The sequence below is a fragment of the Amphritea opalescens genome, assembly GCF_003957515.1.
Lineage (GTDB): Bacteria > Pseudomonadota > Gammaproteobacteria > Pseudomonadales > Balneatricaceae > Amphritea > Amphritea opalescens.
Genome location: NZ_RQXW01000002.1, coordinates 56,332 through 78,425 on the forward strand (window position 1 = coordinate 56,332; position 22,094 = coordinate 78,425).

18 protein-coding genes are annotated in these 22,094 nt (G+C 49.1%); 11 read left to right on the forward strand and 7 right to left on the reverse strand.

Annotated elements, in window-relative coordinates; translation table 11 throughout:
• The first annotated feature begins 98 nt into the window (after window positions 1–98).
• The 4 genes from EH243_RS02460 (at window position 99) to EH243_RS02475 (ending at window position 4,354) form a co-directional block, all read left to right on the forward strand.
• Window positions 99–1,328: a Zn-dependent hydrolase gene (locus EH243_RS02460; protein ID WP_126157062.1), complete on the forward strand. Its 1,230-nt coding sequence runs from the start codon at window positions 99–101 to the stop codon at window positions 1,326–1,328.
• A gap of 145 nt (window positions 1,329–1,473) precedes the next feature.
• Complete coding sequence (locus tag EH243_RS02465) at window positions 1,474–2,658, forward strand: Re/Si-specific NAD(P)(+) transhydrogenase subunit alpha (RefSeq protein ID WP_126157063.1); 1,185 nt, start codon at window positions 1,474–1,476, stop codon at window positions 2,656–2,658.
• The gene (locus tag EH243_RS02470; RefSeq protein WP_126157064.1) at window positions 2,658–2,945 is read left to right on the forward strand and encodes an NAD(P) transhydrogenase subunit alpha part 2; all 288 of its coding nucleotides are present in this window, start codon (window positions 2,658–2,660) and stop codon (window positions 2,943–2,945) included. Before EH243_RS02465 ends, EH243_RS02470 begins: the two co-directional genes overlap by 1 nt.
• A 2-nt stretch (window positions 2,946–2,947) precedes the next feature.
• Window positions 2,948–4,354 carry an NAD(P)(+) transhydrogenase (Re/Si-specific) subunit beta gene (locus EH243_RS02475; RefSeq protein WP_126157065.1) on the forward strand — a complete coding sequence of 469 codons (1,407 nt, stop codon included), beginning with the start codon at window positions 2,948–2,950 and terminating at the stop codon, window positions 4,352–4,354.
• Between the two features lie 129 nt (window positions 4,355–4,483).
• On the opposite strand, the gene EH243_RS02480 is transcribed toward EH243_RS02475, so the two are convergent.
• From EH243_RS02480 to EH243_RS02500, 5 genes are all read right to left on the reverse strand, one after another.
• Window positions 4,484–5,986 carry an NCS1 family nucleobase:cation symporter-1 gene (locus tag EH243_RS02480; RefSeq protein WP_126157066.1) on the reverse strand — a complete coding sequence of 501 codons (1,503 nt, stop codon included), beginning with the start codon at window positions 5,984–5,986 and terminating at the stop codon, window positions 4,484–4,486.
• A 280-nt stretch (window positions 5,987–6,266) separates the two neighbouring features.
• Window positions 6,267–6,713, reverse strand: a complete 447-nt coding sequence (locus tag EH243_RS02485; protein WP_126157067.1) for a DMT family transporter — start codon at window positions 6,711–6,713, stop codon at window positions 6,267–6,269.
• A gap of 68 nt (window positions 6,714–6,781) precedes the next feature.
• On the reverse strand, window positions 6,782–8,224 hold the full coding sequence (gene hydA / locus EH243_RS02490; protein ID WP_126157068.1) for a dihydropyrimidinase: 1,443 nt from the start codon (window positions 8,222–8,224) through the stop codon (window positions 6,782–6,784).
• A 97-nt stretch (window positions 8,225–8,321) separates the two neighbouring features.
• On the reverse strand, window positions 8,322–9,824 hold the full coding sequence (locus tag EH243_RS02495) for an NCS1 family nucleobase:cation symporter-1 (protein ID WP_126157069.1): 1,503 nt from the start codon (window positions 9,822–9,824) through the stop codon (window positions 8,322–8,324).
• 223 nt (window positions 9,825–10,047) lie between these two features.
• Window positions 10,048–11,004: a LysR family transcriptional regulator gene (locus tag EH243_RS02500; protein WP_164549031.1), complete on the reverse strand. Its 957-nt coding sequence runs from the start codon at window positions 11,002–11,004 to the stop codon at window positions 10,048–10,050.
• Between the two features lie 225 nt (window positions 11,005–11,229).
• On the opposite strand from EH243_RS02500, the gene aptA reads away from it, so the two are divergent.
• From aptA to EH243_RS02525, 5 genes are all read left to right on the forward strand, one after another.
• Complete coding sequence (gene aptA / locus EH243_RS02505) at window positions 11,230–12,573, forward strand: omega-aminotransferase AptA (RefSeq protein ID WP_126157070.1); 1,344 nt, start codon at window positions 11,230–11,232, stop codon at window positions 12,571–12,573.
• Window positions 12,574–12,631: 58 nt separating this feature from the next.
• Window positions 12,632–14,122, forward strand: a complete 1,491-nt coding sequence (locus EH243_RS02510) for a CoA-acylating methylmalonate-semialdehyde dehydrogenase (RefSeq protein WP_126157071.1) — start codon at window positions 12,632–12,634, stop codon at window positions 14,120–14,122.
• A 159-nt stretch (window positions 14,123–14,281) separates the two neighbouring features.
• The gene (locus tag EH243_RS02515; protein ID WP_164549032.1) at window positions 14,282–14,932 is read left to right on the forward strand and encodes a response regulator transcription factor; all 651 of its coding nucleotides are present in this window, start codon (window positions 14,282–14,284) and stop codon (window positions 14,930–14,932) included.
• Between the two features lie 134 nt (window positions 14,933–15,066).
• Entirely contained in the window at window positions 15,067–16,170 is a 1,104-nt protein-coding gene (gene cofG / locus EH243_RS02520) for a 7,8-didemethyl-8-hydroxy-5-deazariboflavin synthase CofG (protein ID WP_126157073.1), read from the forward strand.
• Between the two features lie 198 nt (window positions 16,171–16,368).
• Window positions 16,369–17,079 carry a DUF5020 family protein gene (locus tag EH243_RS02525; protein ID WP_126157074.1) on the forward strand — a complete coding sequence of 237 codons (711 nt, stop codon included), beginning with the start codon at window positions 16,369–16,371 and terminating at the stop codon, window positions 17,077–17,079.
• Between the two features lie 127 nt (window positions 17,080–17,206).
• Here EH243_RS02525 and EH243_RS02530 read toward each other — a convergent pair whose 3' ends face one another.
• A complete protein-coding gene (locus EH243_RS02530; protein ID WP_126157075.1) occupies window positions 17,207–18,628 on the reverse strand; it encodes an aldehyde dehydrogenase family protein in 1,422 nt (473 codons plus the stop codon).
• Window positions 18,629–18,717: 89 nt separating this feature from the next.
• Window positions 18,718–20,394: a thiamine pyrophosphate-dependent enzyme gene (locus EH243_RS02535; RefSeq protein WP_126157076.1), complete on the reverse strand. Its 1,677-nt coding sequence runs from the start codon at window positions 20,392–20,394 to the stop codon at window positions 18,718–18,720.
• Between the two features lie 156 nt (window positions 20,395–20,550).
• On the opposite strand from EH243_RS02535, the gene EH243_RS02540 reads away from it, so the two are divergent.
• Both EH243_RS02540 and EH243_RS02545 read left to right on the forward strand, forming a co-directional pair.
• Window positions 20,551–21,501: a LysR family transcriptional regulator gene (locus EH243_RS02540; RefSeq protein WP_126157077.1), complete on the forward strand. Its 951-nt coding sequence runs from the start codon at window positions 20,551–20,553 to the stop codon at window positions 21,499–21,501.
• A 55-nt stretch (window positions 21,502–21,556) separates the two neighbouring features.
• Entirely contained in the window at window positions 21,557–22,081 is a 525-nt protein-coding gene (locus tag EH243_RS02545) for a gamma carbonic anhydrase family protein (protein WP_126157078.1), read from the forward strand.
• Window positions 22,082–22,094 lie beyond the last annotated feature (13 nt).

The window sequence follows — 22,094 nt, forward strand, 5'->3', positions numbered from 1 at the left end:
AAATTAAACTAGTTTTATTCTATGGGAAATCATTTGTAGTCCTTTATTTTCGCCCTTTAACGGGCATCGCCAATAGCGTTAATTAGGAGCCTTTATCGATGAAAAACATAAAAACCAATGAACAGCGACTTTGGAACAGCCTGATGGAGATGGGCGAAATCGGAGGTACTGAAAAGGGTGGCTGTTGCCGTCTGGCGCTGACCGATCTCGATAAGCAGGCCCGTGATCTATTTACTGAGTGGTGTGAAGCTGCAGGCTGTACTGTCCGGGTTGATAAAATCGGCAATGTTTTTGCTCGCCGTCCAGGTAAGAATAATGATCTGCCGCCAGTGGTGATGGGGAGTCATATCGATACTCAGCCAACCGGTGGTAAGTTTGATGGTGTGTATGGCGTGCTGTCTGGGTTGGAAGTGATTCGTACCCTGAATGATAACAACATCGAAACCGACCATCCGATTGAAGCGTCTATCTGGACTAACGAAGAGGGTTCTCGTTTTGCTCCCGCAATGGTGGCATCGGGTGTTTTTGCCGGGGTCTTTGATCTAGAGTACGGTTTAAGTCGGGCTGATCTTGATGGTAAGACGATGGGTGAAGAGTTACAGCGCATTGGCTATGCTGGTGAACATGAAGTCGGCAGCCCGGTTAAGGCGTTTTTCGAAGCGCATATCGAGCAGGGGCCCATTCTCGAAGAGGAAGAGACCTCTATTGGGGTGGTCACCGATGCTCAAGGGCAGCGTTGGTATGAAGTGACCTTAACCGGTCAGGAAGCTCACGCGGGCCCAACACCGATGTTACGCCGTAAAGATGCCTTGCTGGGGGCTTCTAAAATCGTCCAAGAGGTGAATAATATTGGCTTGGCGAATCAGCCGAATGCCTGTTCGACGGTTGGCTTGCTACAGGTCTTCCCGAACTCACGTAATGTTATTCCTGGCGAAGTCTTTTTCACCATCGATTTCCGTCATCCGAATGATGATGTGTTGTCGAAAATGGATCAACAGCTGCGTGATGTGTGCGCCAAGATTGCCGATGAAATGGGCTTGGAGATGAAGTTCGAGCAGATCTGGTATTCTCCACCGGTGCCATTCAATACCAGCTGTGTTGATTCAGTACGTCAGGCCGCTGAAGACGCGGGCTATAGTCATCGTGATATTGTCAGTGGTGCTGGCCATGATGCCTGTTATATCGCGCGTGTTGCGCCTACAGGGATGGTTTTTGTGCCCTGCGAAAACGGTATCAGCCATAACGAAGAAGAAAATGCTAAACCCGAAGACCTCCATGCCGGGTGCAATGTGTTGTTACAAGCGGTGCTTAATCAAGCTTGTCTCTAATCACTGCAACACACTCTAAGAATAAATCTAACAAAAACTAAGTCCGCTTCCGGGCACTTTCTCTCATACTCGATACCTGCGCGTGTTTTACACGCGCATAGGCGTCCTGTTGTCTGAAATAAGGGGCGGCTTGGGGAGTATGGGTATGAAAATTGGTCTTGCAAAAGAACCCTTGGCGAACGAATCAAGGGTTGCCTTAACACCAGAGAATATCATCCGTTTATCAGCCACCGGTGCCACCTTCGTGGTTGAAACCGGTGCGGGGCTTGCAGCAGGTTTTAGTGATCAGGATTATCGGGATGTGGGGGCGCAGATAAATTCCTCTGCGCGGGCTGTGTATCAGCAAGCGGATATTCTGTTGCGGGTGAATCTGTCTGGGGCGATGTTGAATCAAGCGGCAGCTTGGCTGGAAAATAGCCCGTTACTGATCGGCATGATGGACCCATTCACCAAACCTGAACGTTTTACAGACTTAGCGGAACAGGGTATCAGTAGTATCGCGATGGAACTGATTCCGCGTATTAGCCGTGCTCAGAGTATGGATGTGTTGACCTCGATGGCAACCTTAGCCGGTTATAAGGCGGTACTATTGGCCGCCAATGCAGCCTCGAGAATCTACCCGATGATGATGACTGCGGCGGGTAACCTTAGTCCGGCGAGGGTCTTTATTATGGGGGCCGGCGTCGCCGGTTTACAGGCGGCGGCCACCGCTAAGCGTATGGGCGCAGTGGTTAAGGCTTATGATGTGCGGCCTGCCGCGCGGGAACAGATTATTTCGGTCGGGGCCAAACCGGTTGAGTTGGCGTTAGAGGCGGACTCCACCGAAGGTCAGGGAGGCTATGCCAAACAGCAGGGGGAGGATTTTCTTCAGCGCCAGCGTGAATTGATGACCGCCGTGCTAAGCGAACAAGATATTGTTATTACGACCGCGGCTATTCCCGGTGCTCGTTCACCGGTATTGATTACCGCTGAGATGGTTGGTCAGATGAAACCGGGAGCGGTGATTGTCGATTTAGCCTCAGAGCGGGGCGGCAACTGTGAATTGACCCAACATGGTGAGGTAGTGGTTGAACAGGGCGTGACGATCATTGGTCCGGATAATATCGTGGCTACGGTGGCGTACCATGCGAGTCAGATGTACGGCAATAATATCGAGAACCTGTTACATCATCTACTCAATGAGCAGGGTGATTGTGATTTGGATTTTGATGATGAAATTATCCAGCAGGCGGTGGTTACCTACGGTGGCGAGATCATCAATAACGGTCTACGCGAGAGATTAGATCTGCCGCCGTTAGCTTCAATGCCACGGTTAGAGGAGGTTGCATAATGGAAGCCTTCATTGTCTTGTTATCGCTGTTTGCGTTGGCGGTGTTCCTTGGGGTTGAGCTTATTACCAAGGTGCCGCCGACCTTGCATACCCCATTAATGTCCGGTAGTAATGCGATCTCGGGTATCACCATTGTCGGCGCGATTTTGGCGGCGGGTTCCGGTGATGAGTCCAGCACTGTGGTGCCATTGTTAGGCTTCGTGGCGATTGTTTTTGCCACGATTAATGTGGTGGCCGGTTTTATGGTCACTAATCGTATGCTTAAAATGTTCAAGCGGAGGGGCTAATGATGAATAGCATCATGATTAACCTCTTCTATCTGCTCGCGGCATTACTGTTTGTTATGGGTATTAAGGGCCTAACGCGGCCAAAAACCGCCGTGCGAGGCAACCGTTTAGCGGCGCTGGGTATGTTGCTGGCCATTGTGATTACCCTGCTGGATCGGCAGGTGATTCACTATGAAATTGTGTTTGCCGGATTGGCGGTGGGCACATTGATAGGTGTTTTGATGGCGATTAAGGTGCAGATGACCTCAATGCCACAGATGGTGGCGATTCTGAATGGCTTAGGTGGCGGAGCATCGCTGGGGGTGGCCGCGGCCAGTTATTTCTCGGTGTTAGCGAGCGGCACCGAACTGAGCGGGGTAACATTGGTTATCGCCAAGAGTGCGATCATGCTGGCGGTGCTGATTGGTGCGGTCACCTTTTCTGGCAGTGCGGTGGCATTTGGCAAACTACAGGAGGTTCTACCGGGCCAAGTGATCGGCTTTAGCGGCATGAAGTTTATTAACCTAGGATTGTTGTTGGCCTCTGTCGCGGTTATTTTCCTACTGGTGAATAACCAGCTGGGTAGTGGCGGGTTCTTGCTACTGGTGGGTTTAGCGCTGTTGCTGGGGGGCACTCTGGTTATGCCGATAGGGGGGGCGGATATGCCGGTGGTGATTGCCTTGCTCAATGCATATTCGGGCATTGCGGCGGCGGCTGCGGGCTTTATTATGGGCAATAACGTGCTAATTATCTCTGGCGCGCTGGTGGGCGCTTCCGGTCTTATTTTGACGAAGATTATGTGTGTCGCGATGAACCGTTCATTGTTGAATGTCTTGTTCGGTAAAATGGTGGCGAGTGATGGCCCAACCATCGATGCCGATGAGGTCTATCAGGGCAAGGTAACATCCGCCTCACCGGATGAGGTGAGCATGATGCTGGAAGATGCACAGCGGGTGGTTATTGTACCCGGCTTTGGTCTCGCGATGGCGCAGGCTCAGCATGCGGTGCGTGAATTGGCGGATACCTTAGTGGGCCGTGGGGCTATTGTGGAATTTGCCATTCACCCGGTTGCCGGGCGAATGCCGGGGCATATGAATGTGCTCTTGGCCGAGGCCGAGATCGACTATGAGGCGATGAAAACCATGGAGCAGTCTAATCCTAACTTCAGTAAAACTGACGTGGTGCTGGTGATTGGTGCCAATGATGTGACCAATCCGATGGCTCGTGAAGATAAAGGTAGCCCTATCTATGGTATGCCTATTTTGAATGTTGATGAGGCGAAGAGTGTTGTCATTATTAAGCGCAGCTTGAGTCCAGGCTTTGCCGGCTTACCTAATCCGTTATTCGCAATGGATAATGCGGTGATGCTGTTTGGTGATGGCAAGCAGGCGATCATGGATCTGACTGCGGTCCTGCATGAAGCGGCTTAATCGGTTGGTCGACGGTTTCTTAACGTTAACTTCTAAGCCTTAAGCTCCAGTAAGCTAAAGCACGGATAAAAGAATGCCCGGCTGTTAAATAACAGACCGGGCTTTATTATTTTTATACTGTCTGCGGCGTTACTCCCCTTGAGTCGCTAGTTTACCGAGGTCTACTGTTTGTTTACGGGCGCAGAACCAATAAGTGATACCGCCGAGAATCGAACCTGTGAACCAGCCATACTGATAGAACCAGCTCAGTTGATCGGTCATCAGTGAGTACAGCGTTAGGGCAACAGGAATGGCAAAGGCGATAAAGCCATTGATGTTAAAGCCGCTGTAGATACCGTGGGTTTTATACAGGTCTGGCAGGTTAAGCTGCTGACGTTTAATCACGAAGTAATCAACGATCATAATGCCGGCAATGGGACCTAACAATGATGAATAACCGAGCAACCAGCCGCTGTACATCGCTTCAACGCTGACATCGGATTCGATCAATCCCAGCTTTTTCAGCAGCTCCCAAGACATCAGCAACACACCAATCAGACCGGTGAGCAGTGCGCCACGGGTTTGGTTGATTTTCTTCGGTGCGATATTTTGGAAATCATTGGTGGGTGAGACAATATTGGCCGCAGTATTGGTCGAAAGTGTGGCAATAATAATCATGATCATCGCAATCACCACCCAGAAGGGGCTATCAATTTTACCGATCAAAGATACCGGATCGGAAATGGTTTCACCGACCAGTGTGGTGGATGCCGCTGTTAGTACGACACCCAAAGCGGCGAAGAAGAACATCGTCAGCGGCAGGCCGATAATCTGTCCCGCGATCTGATCTTTCTGCGAGCGGACATAGCGGCTGAAATCCGGGATGTTAAGGGATAGAGTTGCCCAGAAACCCACCATCGCGGTTACCCCAGCGAAGAAGTATCCCCAGAATGAGGCACCTTCAGGGCGGCTCGGTGGAATAGCTAATAGCGCTTCATAAGAGATTTTAGGGCTAGCCCACATCATCAAACCGATACCAACGGCGAGCAGCAAAGGTGCAGCCATGGTTTCTAGAATTTTAATCGACTCGGCCCCTTTAATAACGATATAGAGGTTGATCACCAGAAAGGTGAAAAAACCGATGACTTCACCGGTACCGCCCAGGGATTCCCATCCAGGCAGCAGGTTTGACAACATGATATGAATGGCAAGACCACCGAACATGGTTTGTATACCAAACCAGCCACAGGCGACCATCGCTCGGATTAAACAGGGGATGTTAGAGCCGATCATACCAAAGGGTGAGCGCAGTAAAACGGGAAAGGGGATACCGAACTTCGTTCCCGGAAAAGCATTCAGTGTCAGTGGAATTAGCACGATAATATTGGCTACTAGAATAGCCATCAGCGCTTCCATCACGGACAAACCGAAATAAGCAGTTAATACACCACCGAGGGTGTAGGTAGGGACACAGATAGCCATACCGACCCAAAGAGCGGCGACATTCCAGACATTCCACGTCCGTTCTTTTACCTGAGTTGGGGCAATGTCTTCGTTGTAGTGAGCACTATTGGAGACATCAGAGTGGGTTTCAAGCTCGTAGAACTCACCTACTTTAATGGAGGCTGATGCGCCTGACGTATGTCTACTCATTATTTTTCCTCTTGTTGAGCCAGTAAGGTTATTAGTAAGAGGATTGCAGATAATATGCCAGTATTTTACCAAATGTAAAAAATATAGATTATTTTATAAAGCTATTAAATATCATATAGTTACGAGTATTAATGGTAGGCGAGAGAGGCTGGTTAATCTTTTTGAGCTGCAGTGCAGCCGTGTTTTGGTGCAGGCTGCGCTGTTGCTGTGCGTTTTATGAGCAAAGAACTAGAGGATAAAGCGTGGGAGAGGGCCTACTGTGCGGCCCTCGTGGATAGCTTTAGAATTTGCGAACGAGAATAATACCGGCAGCGATCAAGATAACCCCGAAAATTCTCCAAGGGTTGATCTCATGAACGTTAAAGCTCAGTGCGCCGAAGTGATCGAGTAGCAATGAGGCAATGATCTGACCAGCAATAATCAGAGCCAGTAGGGTGGTGGCTCCTAGTTTAGGGGCGAAAAAAGCCATACAGGTTACAAAAAAGGCACCCATTAGACCTCCGCTCCAAGCCCATAACGGAGCGGCTTTCAGCTCATGGAGAGCTGGCCAAGGTAAACGGAGACTGCTGTAAACCACCATTAAGGTCAGAGTGCCCACCAGAAAGGAGATACCCGATGCCCAGAGTGCGCTGCCACCGGCTCGGGCCAGTTGTGCGTTCACCCCTGCTTGAAGTGGTAACATGCTACCGGCGAGCAGTACGATTAGCATACTTATCCAAACGATCATGGTATCTCTCTATTCATTCTGACTGAGTCGGCAACAGGATTCATCCCCCCCCGACTTATGTAGCCCTGTTATTTACGTTTTACGGCAACCGGTGCGTGATGTTCGGCTTGCTTGGCCAGCGCTTCAAACACGGGGTTAAAGGCGGGGCGGTTGATATAGCGTCCGCTACCGGGTTCGACATTGAGTTGACCATTGGCCCAGACTACTTTGCCTCGGCTAATGGTGTGGGTTGGAATCCCGTTAACTGTTTTACCTTCAAAAATGTTGAAATCGACATTCTGGTGATGGGTCTTGGCGGAGATCGTGCGGCTGCCTGCTGGATCCCATACTACGATATCGGCATCTGCGCCGACCGCGATAGCGCCTTTTTGCGGGTAGATATTAAAGATCTTGGCCGCATTAGTCGAGGTGACAGCGACAAACTCATTCATGGTTAACTTGCCACTGTTAACTCCTTCATGCCAAAGCACTGCCATACGGTCTTCGACCCCAGCGGTGCCGTTCGGTATTTTGGTAAAGTCATCCTTGCCTGCGGCTTTCTGACCGGCACAAAAAGAGCAGTGGTCGGTAGCCGTAGTATGCAGGTTGCCTCCCTGAAGTCCTTTCCAGAGCGCGTTTTGGTGCTCAGTCGAACGGAATGGTGGGCTCATCACATGAGCGGCGGCAAATTCGAAACTTTCATTGCGATAAACGCTATCATCGATAGCTAGATGCCCAGCTAAGCACTCCCCATACACGCGCTGGCCTTCGCTGCGGGCACGGGTGATTGCTTCAAGAGACTCTTTACAGGACACATGGACAATATAGATTGGCACATCCATCACTTGGGCGATCTGAATAGCCCGGTTAGCGGCTTCGCCTTCGACCACGGGGGGGCGAGAAAGCGGATGAGCTTCTGGCCCGGTGATGCCTTTATTCAGTAGTTCTTGTTGTAGTTGGAAAACCAGTTCGCCATTTTCGGCATGTACCGTCGGTATAGCCCCCAACTCCATGCAGCGACGGAAGCTCTTTACGAGGGTTTCGTCATTGGCCATGATTGCATTTTTATAGGCCATGAAGTGTTTGAAACTGTTAACGCCATACTCTTTGACTAGTGTTTCCATATCTGCCGCGACGGAGTCATCCCACCAAGTAATGGCAACATGAAAGCTATAGTCGGAGGCGGACTTTTCAGCCCATTCACGCCACTTTTTATAGGCATCGAGTAACGATTCCTGCGGTGCGGGGATGACAAAGTCGATAATGGTGGTGTTACCACCGGCGAGACCTGCTGCCGTGCCGGTATAGAAGTCATCGGAAGCGACAGTGCCCATAAACGGTAGTTGCATATGGGTATGAGGATCGATACCGCCGGGCATAATATATTGCCCCGTGGCATCAATAGTTTCCGCATCGGCGGGTACATCGAGATCGGTGCCGATGGCGACGATTTTCCCCTCTTCACAATAGATATCTGCACTAAACGTCTGGTCGGCGTTAACGACAGTGCCATTTCGAATGATGATAGACATAGGCACAACTCCTCAGTGTATTTATGTATGGCAGAATTAATTTCTGCCGCTAAAAATAGGTAAAACCAAGCCCCTACGACTGCGCAGGGGGCTATTGTTAGTCGCTTTGAGTGGCGAGATCGGCAGCAGTAACGGTCTGATTTCGGGCGCAGAACCAATAAGTGATACCGCCGAGAATCGAACCTGTGAACCAGCCATACTGATAGAACCAGCTCAGTTGATCGGTCATCAGTGAGTACAGCGTTAGGGCAACAGGAATGGCAAAGGCGATAAAGCCATTGATGTTAAAGCCGCTGTAGATACCGTGGGTTTTATACAGGTCTGGCAGGTTAAGCTGCTGACGTTTAATCACGAAGTAATCAACGATCATAATGCCGGCAATGGGACCTAACAATGATGAATAACCGAGCAACCAGCCGCTGTACATCGCTTCAACGCTGACATCGGATTCGATCAATCCCAGCTTTTTCAGCAGCTCCCAAGACATCAGCAACACACCAATCAGACCGGTGAGCAGTGCGCCACGGGTTTGGTTGATTTTCTTCGGTGCGATATTTTGGAAATCATTGGTGGGTGAGACAATATTGGCCGCAGTATTGGTCGAAAGTGTGGCAATAATAATCATGATCATCGCAATCACCACCCAGAAGGGGCTATCAATTTTACCGATCAAAGATACCGGATCGGAAATGGTTTCACCGACCAGTGTGGTGGATGCCGCTGTTAGTACGACACCCAAAGCGGCGAAGAAGAACATCGTCAGCGGCAGGCCGATAATCTGTCCCGCGATCTGATCTTTCTGCGAGCGGACATAGCGGCTGAAATCCGGGATGTTAAGGGATAGAGTTGCCCAGAAACCCACCATCGCGGTTACCCCAGCGAAGAAGTATCCCCAGAATGAGGCACCTTCAGGGCGGCTCGGTGGAATAGCTAATAGCGCTTCATAAGAGCTTTTAGGGCTAGCCCACATCATCAAACCGATACCAACGGCGAGCAGCAAAGGTGCAGCCATGGTTTCTAGAATTTTAATCGACTCGGCCCCTTTAATAACGATATAGAGGTTGATCACCAGAAAGGTGAAAAAACCGATGACTTCACCGGTACCGCCCAGGGATTCCCATCCAGGCAGCAGGTTTGACAACATGATATGAATGGCAAGACCACCGAACATGGTTTGTATACCAAACCAGCCACAGGCGACCATCGCTCGGATTAAACAGGGGATGTTAGAGCCGATCATACCAAAGGGTGAGCGCAGTAAAACGGGAAAGGGGATACCGAACTTCGTTCCCGGAAAAGCATTCAGTGTCAGTGGAATTAGCACGATAATATTGGCTACTAGAATAGCCATCAGCGCTTCCATCACGGACAAACCGAAATAAGCAGTTAATACACCACCGAGGGTGTAGGTAGGGACACAGATAGCCATACCGACCCAAAGAGCGGCGACATTCCAGACATTCCACGTCCGTTCTTTTACCTGAGTTGGGGCAATGTCTTCGTTGTAGTGAGCACTATTGGAGACATCAGAGTGGGTTTCAAGCTCGTAGAACTCACCGACTTTGATGGCGGATGAAGAGTCAGTTGATGCGTTCTTCATAGGTCTTCCTCTTATTTTTATTTTTAAAGTTCTAAATGAACTTTTATGTTGTAAAGAGTGTTTGCGGCAACAAAAAATTTACCGTTTGGTAAATATAGGTTTTATTGAGATGCTTAGCAAATTTATTTGTCCGCTTGGTAAAAATATTGTTTTTATTAATTAAGTGACTGATATGTTTAGATTAATTCTATAAATTCTGTGGCTTTTCTTGATTGATGAACCGCTAAGCTGATTTTATTTCAGCATTATTTTCTGCCGCGGATGAATCAATGAGTTGATGTAACCTGTCCATAAAGCAGGAGAGAATTAAATTTGGCGCAAGGTCTTTTCGGGCGATCGCAGCGTAAGGGGTTAAGCTATTAAAATGTTTTGTGAGCAGCGGTTTCATTAAGCCTTTTTCTACCCAAGGGTGGGCGAAATGCGCCGGAAGATAACCGAGATAACAACCGGTTAGAATAAGAAAAGCCGTGCCTTCTCGATCCGATGCTCGGGCGTTTTTATTAAATTGTTTTAGGTGCTTTTTGATTTCTGCCGGATGTTGATAAGAGGGGCAAACCATATCGTGGCTGGCAATATGTTCTGCTTGTAGGCTGTTCTCGGGAATATGGAACAGTGGATGCTCATGGCTGCAGTATAAATATGATTCCTCATCATAGAGGTGAACATACTTGAGACTGAGGTTTTTACTGAACACCGGTGCAACGCCAATCTGTATCTGCCCATCGAGTAAACTCTTTATAACCTGATTAGCGGGTACCATCTCAATATTGATATTAACGTCCGGAGCCTGTTGCTTAAGAGCCTTAAGTGAATCGGTTATATACATTCTCGGTAGTGTGATCAGGCAATCGGTAATGCCGATGGCGAGATCGCCTTTAAGTTCGGAATGAATACTATTGATCCGTTGCTGAAACTCCTGATGGGAAGACAGTAGTGTTAGGGCGGCAAGGTAAACCTGCTCGCCTTCATCGGTAAGTGAGAAACCGCTTCTGCCGCGATTACAGAGTTTAAGTGACAGTCGCTGTTCTAGGTCAGACATGGCAATGCTGATAGCCGCCCGGCTGATATTAAGCTCTGATTCTGCCGCTGAAAAACCACCGCATTTAACCACCGCTTTAAAGATTTTTATCATCCTGATATCGGCACCGGCAATATGGCCTATTATATTTTTCTGTGTCATATCCACCTCAATGCAGGCTTGACTGAAGATTGATCAATGGTTATACAATATACATAAAATTTACCATATGGTAAGTATTTGATTGACTGAAGGTAAATTCTTTTGGATTTAACCAACCTTCGGGCCAGTAGATGATGGGATAACTGAAGCGGCGTGGTTTCGAGTAACACAGCACGGTGTCTGAGGCATAACCTGAAAATAAAAAACCTTAACGAGGTGATGAATATGCATGAATTTGATCCTAGCAAAGCAGCGGGTATGACTCGCGAGCAGCTCGAAGCTTACTGGATGCCCTATACCGCCAATCGCCAGTTTAAAAATGATCCTCGGATGTTTGTAGAAGCCAAAGGGGCTTACCTGACCGACACCAGTGGCAGGAAGGTATTTGATGGTCTGTCGGGATTATGGACCTGTGGTGCAGGACACTGTCGACCAGAGATCGCGGAAGCGGTGGCGCATCAGCTAACACAGTTAGATTATGCTCCGGCTTTCCAGTATGGCCATCCCAAGGCGTTTGAATTGGCTAACCGAATCAAAGAGCTAACCCCTGATGGGTTAGATTATGTGTTCTTCACGGGTTCAGGATCTGAAAGCGCGGATACCTCACTGAAATTCGCTCGGGCTTACTGGCGTAAGAAAGGCATGGGCACTAAAACCAAGTTGATCGGCCGAGCTAAAGGCTATCACGGGGTTAACTTTGGTGGATTTAGTGTGGGTGGCATCGGCGCTAACCGCACACTCTATGGTCTGGGTGTGGATGCCGATCACCTGCCACATACGCTGCTGCCGGAAAATACTTTCACCAAAGGCATGCCAGAGAACGGTGTTGAAAAAGCGAATGAACTGCTTGAGCTGATCGCGCTGCATGATGCGTCTAATATCGCAGCAGTGATTGTTGAGCCGATGGCCGGCTCTGCCGGTGTTATTCCACCACCGAAAGGTTACCTGCAACGATTGCGTGAGATCTGTGATCAACACAATATCCTGTTGATTTTTGATGAGGTTATTACTGGCTTTGGACGCATGGGTTCGTATACAGGTGCCGAAGAATTTGGTGTGGTGCCGGACATGATCAATGTGGCGAAGCAGCTCACTAATGGTGCCGTTCCGATGGGTGCCGTTATTGCTAAAACTGAAATTTATCAAGCATTTATGGATAACAGTGGCCCGGAATACATGATGGAAATTCCACATGGTTATACCTATTCAGGTCACCCTGTGGCGTGTGCTGCGGCGTTAGCATCACTGGATGTGTTAAAGAATGACAAGCTGATTCCTCGGGTGAATGAGATTAGCCCGATTTTTGAACAGGCGCTGCACAGCCTTAAGGGCACAAAGTATATCAACGACATTCGTAACTATGGCTTAGCCGGCGGGATTACCATTGCGTCTGCGCCTGGTGAACCGGGTTTACGTCCTTATCAGATCGCAATGAAGTGTTGGGAGAAGGGCTTTTATGTTCGTTATGGCGGCGACACTATTCAGTTGGGCCTGCCGTTTATTACGGAGCGGGAAGAGATCGACAACGTTATTAACGCGATTGGTGAATCTATTATGGAGCTAGATTAATCGCTGCCGTTGAATGCATGTTGTACCGATAAAAAATATAACTATTGATGAGGCTATTATGCAAACGTTAGGTCATTTGATTAATGGCGAGATGCGCACAGATGCGGCTCGCACACAGGCAGTATTTAATCCGTCGACGGGTGAAGAGAGCAAGCAGGTCGCATTGGCGTCTGTTGCTACCGTTGAAGAGGCGATTGCCGCAGCAGAGCAAGCGTTCCCAGCATGGCGTAATACGCCACCGGCGAAACGTGCCCAAGTCATGTTTCGTTTTAAAGCATTGCTAGAAGAAAATTCCGCTAAGATCTGTGAAATGATCGGTGAAGAACATGGCAAGATTTCCCATGATGCCGCCGGTGAATTGCAACGCGGCATTGAGAACGTCGAGTATGCCTGTGGCGCGCCAGAACTGCTAAAAGGCGAGCACAGCCGCAATGTTGGCCCCGGTATCGACTCTTGGAGCGAGTTTCAACCACTGGGTGTGGTCGCGGGTATTACGCCGTTTAACTTCCCCGCGATGGTGCCATTGTGGATGTATCCCATGGCAATTGTTTGCGGTAACACCTTTATCCTCAAGCCGTCTGAACGTGATCCATCATCCACGCTGTTTATCGCTCAGTTGCTGCAAGAAGCGGGTTTGCCTAAAGGCGTGATCAACGTGGTTAACGGTGATAAAGAAGCGGTGGATGTACTGTTGACAGATAGCCGTGTTAAAGCTGTGAGCTTTGTCGGTTCTACGCCGATTGCGGAATATATCTACAGCACGGCCAATGCCAACGGTAAGCGTTGTCAGGCACTGGGTGGCGCAAAAAACCATGCCATCGTTATGCCCGATGCGGATATGGATAACGCCGTTAATCAGCTGTTAGGCGCGGCCTTTGGTTCTTCCGGTGAGCGTTGCATGGCGCTGTCCGTTGCGGTTGCCGTTGGTGATGCGGCGGCAGATACCTTGGTCGCGAAAATGAAAGCGGCAATGGAGCCACTAAAAGTGGGTGCCTACAGCAACAGCGAAAACGACTTTGGCCCGGTTATTACCCGTGCTCATCAGTTAAAGGTGAACGGTTTTATCGATAGCGCCGAAGCGGATGGTGCGACGGTTGTGGTCGATGGTCGTAACCCGGTCGTTGATGGTTTTGACAATGGTTTCTTTGTGGGCGCGACGTTGATTGATAATGTAACCCCGAGCATGTCCAGCTATGAAGCGGAGATCTTCGGCCCAGTATTGCAGGTGGTCCGTGCGAATACCATGGAAGAGGCGATGCAGCTGATCAATGACCATGAGTATGGCAATGGCACCTGTATCTTCACCCGTGATGGTGAAGCGGCGCGTTACTTCTCGGACAATATTCAAGTAGGTATGGTCGGTATTAACGTACCGTTACCAGTACCGGTGGCGTACCACAGCTTTGGTGGTTGGAAACGTTCACTGTTTGGTGATCTACACGCTTATGGTCCAGATGCCGTGCGCTTCTATACCAAACGTAAAACTATCACTCAGCGCTGGCCTTCCAGTGGTGTACGTGAAGGTGTTTCGTTCGCCTTCCCAAGCTAACGATACCGTTAACCGAGGCTGATCTCTGCCGATTAGCCTTTCCGGTTGCAACGCAGGCTTGGTCGGTTTAACGCTGGCGAGCCTGCCTATCTATTTCGATTGATGATTGTCCTACCTACTAGCAAGACACCATTTTCTTATAACAACAAAGGTGATCCCATGCGACGTAAGCAAATTTTGATTATTGATGCCAGGCCTCTATGTCGAGAAGGCTTGAAGAGTGTGCTGAACTTAACACTTAATGCTATCGATTTTACTGATGCTGGGAGTGATTACGCCTTTGTTCAGGGGTTACGGCAACAGAAAGAGTTCGACCTTATCTTGGTGCATGAAAGCTTTCTCTCTATTGGCGATCATGGGCTGATTTTATCCCACCTGTATAAAACGCAGAATCCGATTGCGGTTATTTGTGATCAGGTCAGTGAAAAGCTGCAAGTAAAGCTGAAATTTTTCAATATTTCGGGCGTGATTCAACAGACTGAGCCGGTCGATATTATCGCCAAGCGCATCGCTGATTTACTGACCGATGTCGATAGTGGCTTAAATCGAAGCCGCTCGATTAGTCCTTATCCGACCAGTTTTTCTGCGCCACACCTCCCCTTGAAAGATGTTGGTGTTAAAACGAAACTCGATTATTTAACCGGCCGGCAACGGGATGTGCTCGACTATCTGAAAGTCGGCTTGATGAATAAAGAGATCGCTTTTGAGATGGGGATTTGCGAGTCGACAGTTAAGCGGCATGTGTCAGATATCTTTAAAAAACTTCGAGTACAAAATAGAACTCAGTTAGCTGTTAGTTTAAGTTATTGAAAATTATACAATAATTGTTTTTATAATAAAATTGACCAAGTGGTAAAATTATTCTATATTGAAGTTACTTATTGTTTAGCGGCGTTGTCATCTCGCCTGATTATAAATAAAAAAATAAACCGGGAGACGTTCAAATGATCTCTGTTGAGCAAGCATATAATCTTGAACATGCTGATAGTCACCAGATTCAGTTACTCAGGCATCAGGCATCCGCGTTACGTGATTTGCACTGGGGAGATGTTGTTACCTATTCTCGAAAAGTGTTTGTGCCTTTGACGAATATGTGTCGCGATACTTGCGGTTACTGCACCTTTGTCAAAGCACCAGGCTCACCTGAAGCGAATATCATGACACCGGAAGAGGTCATGGAAGTGGTCTATCAGGGTGAAAAAATGGGCTGCAAAGAGGTGTTGTTTAGCCTAGGTGAAAAGCCGGAAAAAACCTATCCAGAAGCACGTAAATTTCTCGCGGAGCGGGGCTATAACACCATTATCGATTATCTCTATGATATGTGCCTGATGGTGATTGAGAACACCAGTATGCTACCGCATGTGAATGCTGGTACCCTATCCGAGCAGGACGTTATCAAGTTGCGCCCGGTGTCGGCCAGTATGGGGATGATGCTCGAAAATGTTAGCCGTCGCCTGATGGAACAGGGAGAAGCGCACTACGCCTGTCCTGATAAAGTGCCGTTGCAGCGGTTGCGCACCCTCGAATTGACCGGCAAGCATAATGTACCATTCACAACCGGGATTCTGATCGGTATCGGCGAAACTTGGCAGGAACGCATTGATAGCTTAGTTGCGATTAATGAGATCCATAAAAAGTATGGTCATATTCAAGAAGTAATTATTCAGAATTTTAAAGCGAAGCCCGGAACGGCGATGGCGGATGCACCAGAGCCGAGTCATGAGGAGATGTTGAAAACTCTCGCGGTCGCTCGATTAATTCTTGATCATACGATTAGTATTCAGGCACCGCCAAATCTGCAGGAATATTATCGGGACTATCTCCACTCTGGTATTAATGACTGGGGAGGTGTGTCCCCAGTAACCATTGATCATATTAATCCGGAACGAGCATGGCCGAAGATTCAATCTTTGGAGTTTAAATCCTCTGAATGTGGATACCGACTTAAAGAGCGGTTGGCTATTTATCCACAATATAAAAATTTGCCAGGGAAATATCTTTCTTCAGTCATTGCTAGTCGGGTAGATGATCTTGATGCTGCGGCTTAGTTAATAAACTGTCTGCTTGTTTGCATAATAATTGCCTGAATATATTCAGGCTTTTTTTTACTTAACCTTAAGCGCATTAGTTAAGTAATTAGGTGTGTTTTTGGTTATAAAGATGTATTTACCGGTTGGTAAAAAAACCTCTAGTATCGATGCTTCGATGTGTAAATTGACGCATAAAAATAAATATAGAGGTCATAGATGAAAATTAAAACAATGTGCACGTTATGCTGTGCTTTAGTTTCAACTGGGGTATCCGCTAAACAGCAGTGGAGCGACTTTAGTCTGAGCTATGTAAAAGGAAGCAACTTTGAAGTGGTTGATCCGGATCAGCAAACCATTACTGTAGAACATGCCAGCGGCCATGATTGGGGTGATACCTTTTTCTTTATCGACCGTCAGAAATCCGATGATGGTGATACATCCACCTATTTTGAGTTGTCACCCCGTTTAAGCCTCGGTTATGTAACAGGTGCAGATTTCTCGTTTGGCTTGGTCAATGATGTCTATCTTGCCGGTACTTGGGAGAGTGGTGAAGGTTTCGATAATTATATGGCAGGCTTGGGTGTAGGTTTAGACCTGCCCGGCTTCCAGTATGCCAACGCGAATATCTATCAAGTGAATAATGAAAACACGGACGACGATATTATGGTCACTCTGACATGGGGTGTGCCATTTAGCATCGGCAATGCGGATTTTCTCTACGATGGCTTTATCGACTGGTCTAGCGAAGAAGATGATCACGCATCAGAAACTAACTTTACCTCACAGTTGAAATGGAATGCGGGCAAGTTGATTGGTACAGCGTCACCGGTTTATGTGGGTATCGAGTATTCTCATTGGAGCAATAAGTATGGCATTGATGGTGCCGATGAGAGGAACCCTGCACTATTGCTGAAGTGGCATTTCTAAGCGTCTTTTGCTGATTAATAGCAACTGTTAACCGAGACATCCCCTTCTGTTATCGGTGTTACGGGCTTAATGATAATAGACTCCCGATATCCTCTAAAGCGGATATCGGGAGTGTCAGCTAGAATGTTTATTTCTGTATTTTAAGGGTGTGCAGTGAGGTGTATTCGGCGAGGCCATGATGGCCAAACTCAACGCCAAATCCCGATTGCTTTGTCCCACCAAAGGGCGCATCCGGTTGTACCGCACCATGGGTATTCACCCAAGACGTACCACACTCTAATCGCTGTGCGATGGTCTCAGCCGCGCTAATATCGGCAGACCAGACAGAGCCCCCTAAACCATTTGGATTATCGTTGGCCAGTGCAACGGCGCTGTCGATATCGGTGTATTTAATCACCGGCAGAATCGGTCCGAACTGTTCCTCATCGACTAGTTCATCACCATTACTCAGCCCAGCAACGATGGTCGGCTCAAAGAAAAAACCTTGAGAACCTATACGTTTGCCGCCAGCGAGAATCTGTCCGCCAGCGTTGGTGGCGCTTGCGGCAAGCTTAAGCACAATGTTGAGTTGCTCTTCGTTCTGTAGCGGGCCTAATTGACTGTCAGGGTTGAGTGCATCGCCAACTACCACGGCTTTTGCCTGTTCTGCCAATGCCTGACAGACCTCATCATAGATAGATTCATGCACATAAAGCCGTTTCAGGCAGGCGCAGGTTTGGCCGTTGTTGTGGAAGGCCGCACCAAATAGCTGTGGCGCGACGCTATCAATATCGATATCTGGCAACACGATAGCCGCATCGTTACCGCCGAGTTCGAGGGTGAGTCGTTTCAGGCTAGTGGCCGCCGATGCCATGATCGCCTTGCCGGTAGGAGTGGAACCGGTGAAAATGATCTTGTTCACTTCGGGGTGTGCAACCAGTGCGCCACCCACATCGCCATAACCTGTGACGATATTCAGAACACCTTTGGGTAGCACTGTATTGGCCAGTTCGACGAAGCGCAATGTGGCTAAAGGCGTTTTCTCAGATGGTTTGATGACGACGGTGTTGCCGGCCCGCAGAGCGGGGATAACATGCCAAATAGCAATCATCAGCGGCCAGTTCCAAGGGGTTATCGAAGCGACAACGCCCAGCGGCTTGCGGTAGGCTTTGACGAACAGTTCGTCATCATCCTGAATGATCTCATCGGCTAAGGTGATATCGGCGGTGACGTGGGTCCAGCCAATCGAGCCCATTAGTTCCATCGTTGCGCCGACAAAGTTCAGGCCGCCACGGGGTTTTCCGGTTTCCTGGCAGATGAGTGTTTCCAACTCTTCTTGATGCTGTTCCAATAACTGACCTAGCTGATGGATCAGCCCACTGCGAGCTTCATCGGAGGTGGCGCTCCACTGCGGAAAGGCGCGTCGGGCAGCATTGACGGCTTGATCGACTAACGCGGGGTTGGCCAGAGGGCATTGGGCAAAAGGTTCACCGTTTGACGGGTTAATCACATCGAGTGTTTCGCCGGTGTTGATGGCAGTACCGTCGATGGTGAGATTGAATTCGGACATAGGGCTTCCTTACTTATTTTTTTGTTTCATCATTGGCCAGTAACACCGGGACGTCAACATATTAAAGCCCGAGTGCAGAAGGTCACGTGTTAGCGTTGTGGCTGGGATAGTCGTTGTTGCATGTGGATAAACTCCCAAGGAGAGGTCTCTTCGCCCCGTTCACAAACCACTTCGATCAGTGCCGGTGCGTTGTTATTGATGCATTTTTCCAGCACGGGTTTTAATTCTGCCGGAGACGTCACGCGGTAGGCGTTCACATGGCAACTTTCCGCCAGTTTAATAAAATCGGGGGTGAGTAACTCAGAGCCGCTGTAACGGCTGTTATAGTGCATATCCTGATCTCGGCGCACATTACCATAGGCATTGTTGTTGAAGACCAGGGTGACCAGACCAATATTATGTTCGGCGGCGGTAATCAGTTCTTGTACGCCAAACATAAAACCGCCATCACCACAGACAGACACCACGGCTTTATCAGGGTTGGCGACCTTCACGCCCAACGCGGTGGGAAAACCATATCCAAGGGTGCCTTGAAAGCCGCCTTCGATGTAGGTGCGTGGTGCGAGTACCGGCAAGCCACCGATCCAAGTGGTGAATCCCATTTGAGACAGCTCCGGTATATAGAAGCCATCGCGGGGTAGCACATCTCGGATAACCGAGAGGTAGGACATCTGCGGTTGTACCTTTTGGATCGCCTGCCAAGCCACGGCTTTGGCAGTGGCTATCTCATCTATGCGTTTGCTATCCGGTGAGACCTGCGAAGCGAGTTGGTCGGTTAAGAGGCGGCAGGCGGCGGCTGAATCGGCAATAACGCCCACGTCTGGGGTGAAAATATTCATCTGGGCGGGGTCGATATCGATACGGATTAGTTTAGGGCCGGAGGTCGGCACCTGCTGATATTCCATATAGTTACCCCAGCGCATATAGGGCATCTCTAGGCGGGAGCCGATGCCGATAAGCAGGTCGGTGTCATCCCAGAGTTCGCGGGCGGCAACCGGCGGAACACCTAATGGATGATCTTCAGCGACGATGCCTCGGCCGCTGCGAAAACCGGTGACGGGAGCATTCAGAAGTTCAGCTAGTGCTAATACCTCGGCGGATGCATGTTGCGCACCCGCACCGCACATGATCATCGGCTTTTTGGCACCGCGAATCAGTTTGACGGCGGCACTAATCTCATCCGGATTGATTGCTGGGCTCACTGCGGCTTCCGGTGTATGGATGGCGGCATCCTGTTGCTCAGCCATCACATCCCAGCACATCTCAACGGTTACGGGGCCGGGGCGACCATTGCGGGAGGTGGCAAAGGCCTGATTGACCTTGTCCGACACATTATCCTGCTGATGGATGGTGATCGCATCCTTGATAATTGTTTTGAGTGTACCCGCTTGGTCTGACAGTTCATGCAGATGGCCACGTCCCTGTCCCATAAATGAGCTAGGCACCTGACCGGTCAGGCCGACAATAGAGCTACAGTTACCCATGGCGGTACATAATGCCGCCGTGGTGTTGAGAATGCCGGGCCCTGGTACCACAGAGAAGACGCCGGTTTTGCCGGTCGATTTGGCATAACCCATGGCCATGTAAGCGGCGCTTTGCTCATGGCGGGGAACGATCAGATCGATGGAGCTGTTATAGATGCCATCAAACATCGGGTAGATCTGCGCGCCAGGAATGCCAAAAATCGTCTCTGTTCCGTTGGCTGCAGCCGCGGCAATGATCGCTTCACCGCCGCTCATTCGAGTTGTATCTGTCGCGTTGCTCATGGGTACCACTGCTTTTATTAGTTGCTTTAGACCTATACTAGAAAAGCACTGGTTATAATAAAACTATAGATAATGTTTATAGGTTATAATTAATTCGTTATAGATAAGGCGTTTAGTTGTCGTTATTAGCCGTGTAAAACTGATCTTGGGTCCGTTATGAATATTAAACAGCTGCAGTATTTCCTTAAAGTGGCCGAGATGAAAAGTATCGCGGCGGCGGCTCGACAGCTGGATATTGCCCAGCCGGCCCTAAGCTTGCAGATCTCTAAGCTAGAACATGAGGTGCAATCACAGCTTTTTTCCCGCGGTATCAAAGGGGTGCAGCTCACCGAATCGGGTCTGCTATTTGAAAAACATGTGCAGATGGTGGTGGGACAGCTAAACCGAGCGATCAGTGATATTTCAGAGCTTGAGGGCAGCCCCAAAGGTAAGCTGGTTATCGTGATGAATCAGGCGGGGGTTAACCTGCTGGCGATGCCGGTGTCTCAGGTGATTGAGAGCGCCTTCCCCAATGTGGAGCTGGATCTGCGCATGGGACTGTCTTATCAGGTGGTTGAACAGCTTGCCAGTGGTGAAGCGGATCTGGCGATCACCTATGAGGAGGGAGCGGATAATAAGAGCATCTCCCGTGAGCTTTTGATCCGCGAAGATCTCTATTTCACCACGCAACTGAATGATCAAAACCGAGATCTCGATACGATTCGTTTTAAAGATCTGGTCGACTATGAAATAGTCACGACCTCAGAAAAAGAATCCCTAGGGCGTAAGATTCGCGAGTATGAAAAGCGTGAAGGGATAGAGCTAAAGAAAAAAATGCCCTATGGTCAGTTGCTCACCAGCCTGCGGTTTGTCTGTGAGGGGCACTGTCATATGATTTTGCCCTCCTCGGCTTTTTTCCATCTAGAACAGGCTGGACAGCTGAAAGCATTAAAAATTATTGAACCGGAAATGACCCGTAATGTGTATCTGGCCATTAATCATGAGCGCCCGGTACGAAATATCACCCTAAAAGTGATTGAGCTGATTAAAGCCTGTGCTTACCAAGAGCACCTGATGGGGAATTGGCGCGGGGAGATGAACAAAGCTACCGTCGGAAAGGCAGGCTAGGCCGTCGTAGGGCCGCAGATCCCCGGTAATAACCTATCAACAGGAGAGAACAGCGATGGCGATTTATGAATTAGACGGTCAGCAGCCGCAAGTGGATGCAGATACCTATGTGGCCGATCAGGCGACGGTGATTGGTCATGTGACCTTAGAGGCGGGTGTGAGTATTTGGCCGCAGGCGGTATTGCGTGGGGATAACGAACCGATTGTGATCAGTCAGGGGAGTAACGTGCAGGAAGGCGCGGTGCTGCATACCGATCCGGGTTATCCGTTGATGGTTGAAGAGCGGGTAACTATTGGCCATCAGGCGATGTTACATGGCTGCCATATTGGAACGGGGTCGCTGATTGGGATTCAGGCGGTTGTGCTAAACGGCGCGGTGATTGGCAAAAATTGCTTGGTCGGAGCCGGCGCGGTTGTGACGGAAGGCAAGGTCTTTCCCGATAACTCACTGATTCTGGGTGTGCCGGCGAAGGTGGTTAAAGAGTTGAGTGCCGATGCTATCGCCAATATGCATAGCAATGCGGATAAATATGTTGAGAACGGCCGTAAGCATAAGACATTGCTGAAGAAACTGAGTTAAACCGGATGTTTCC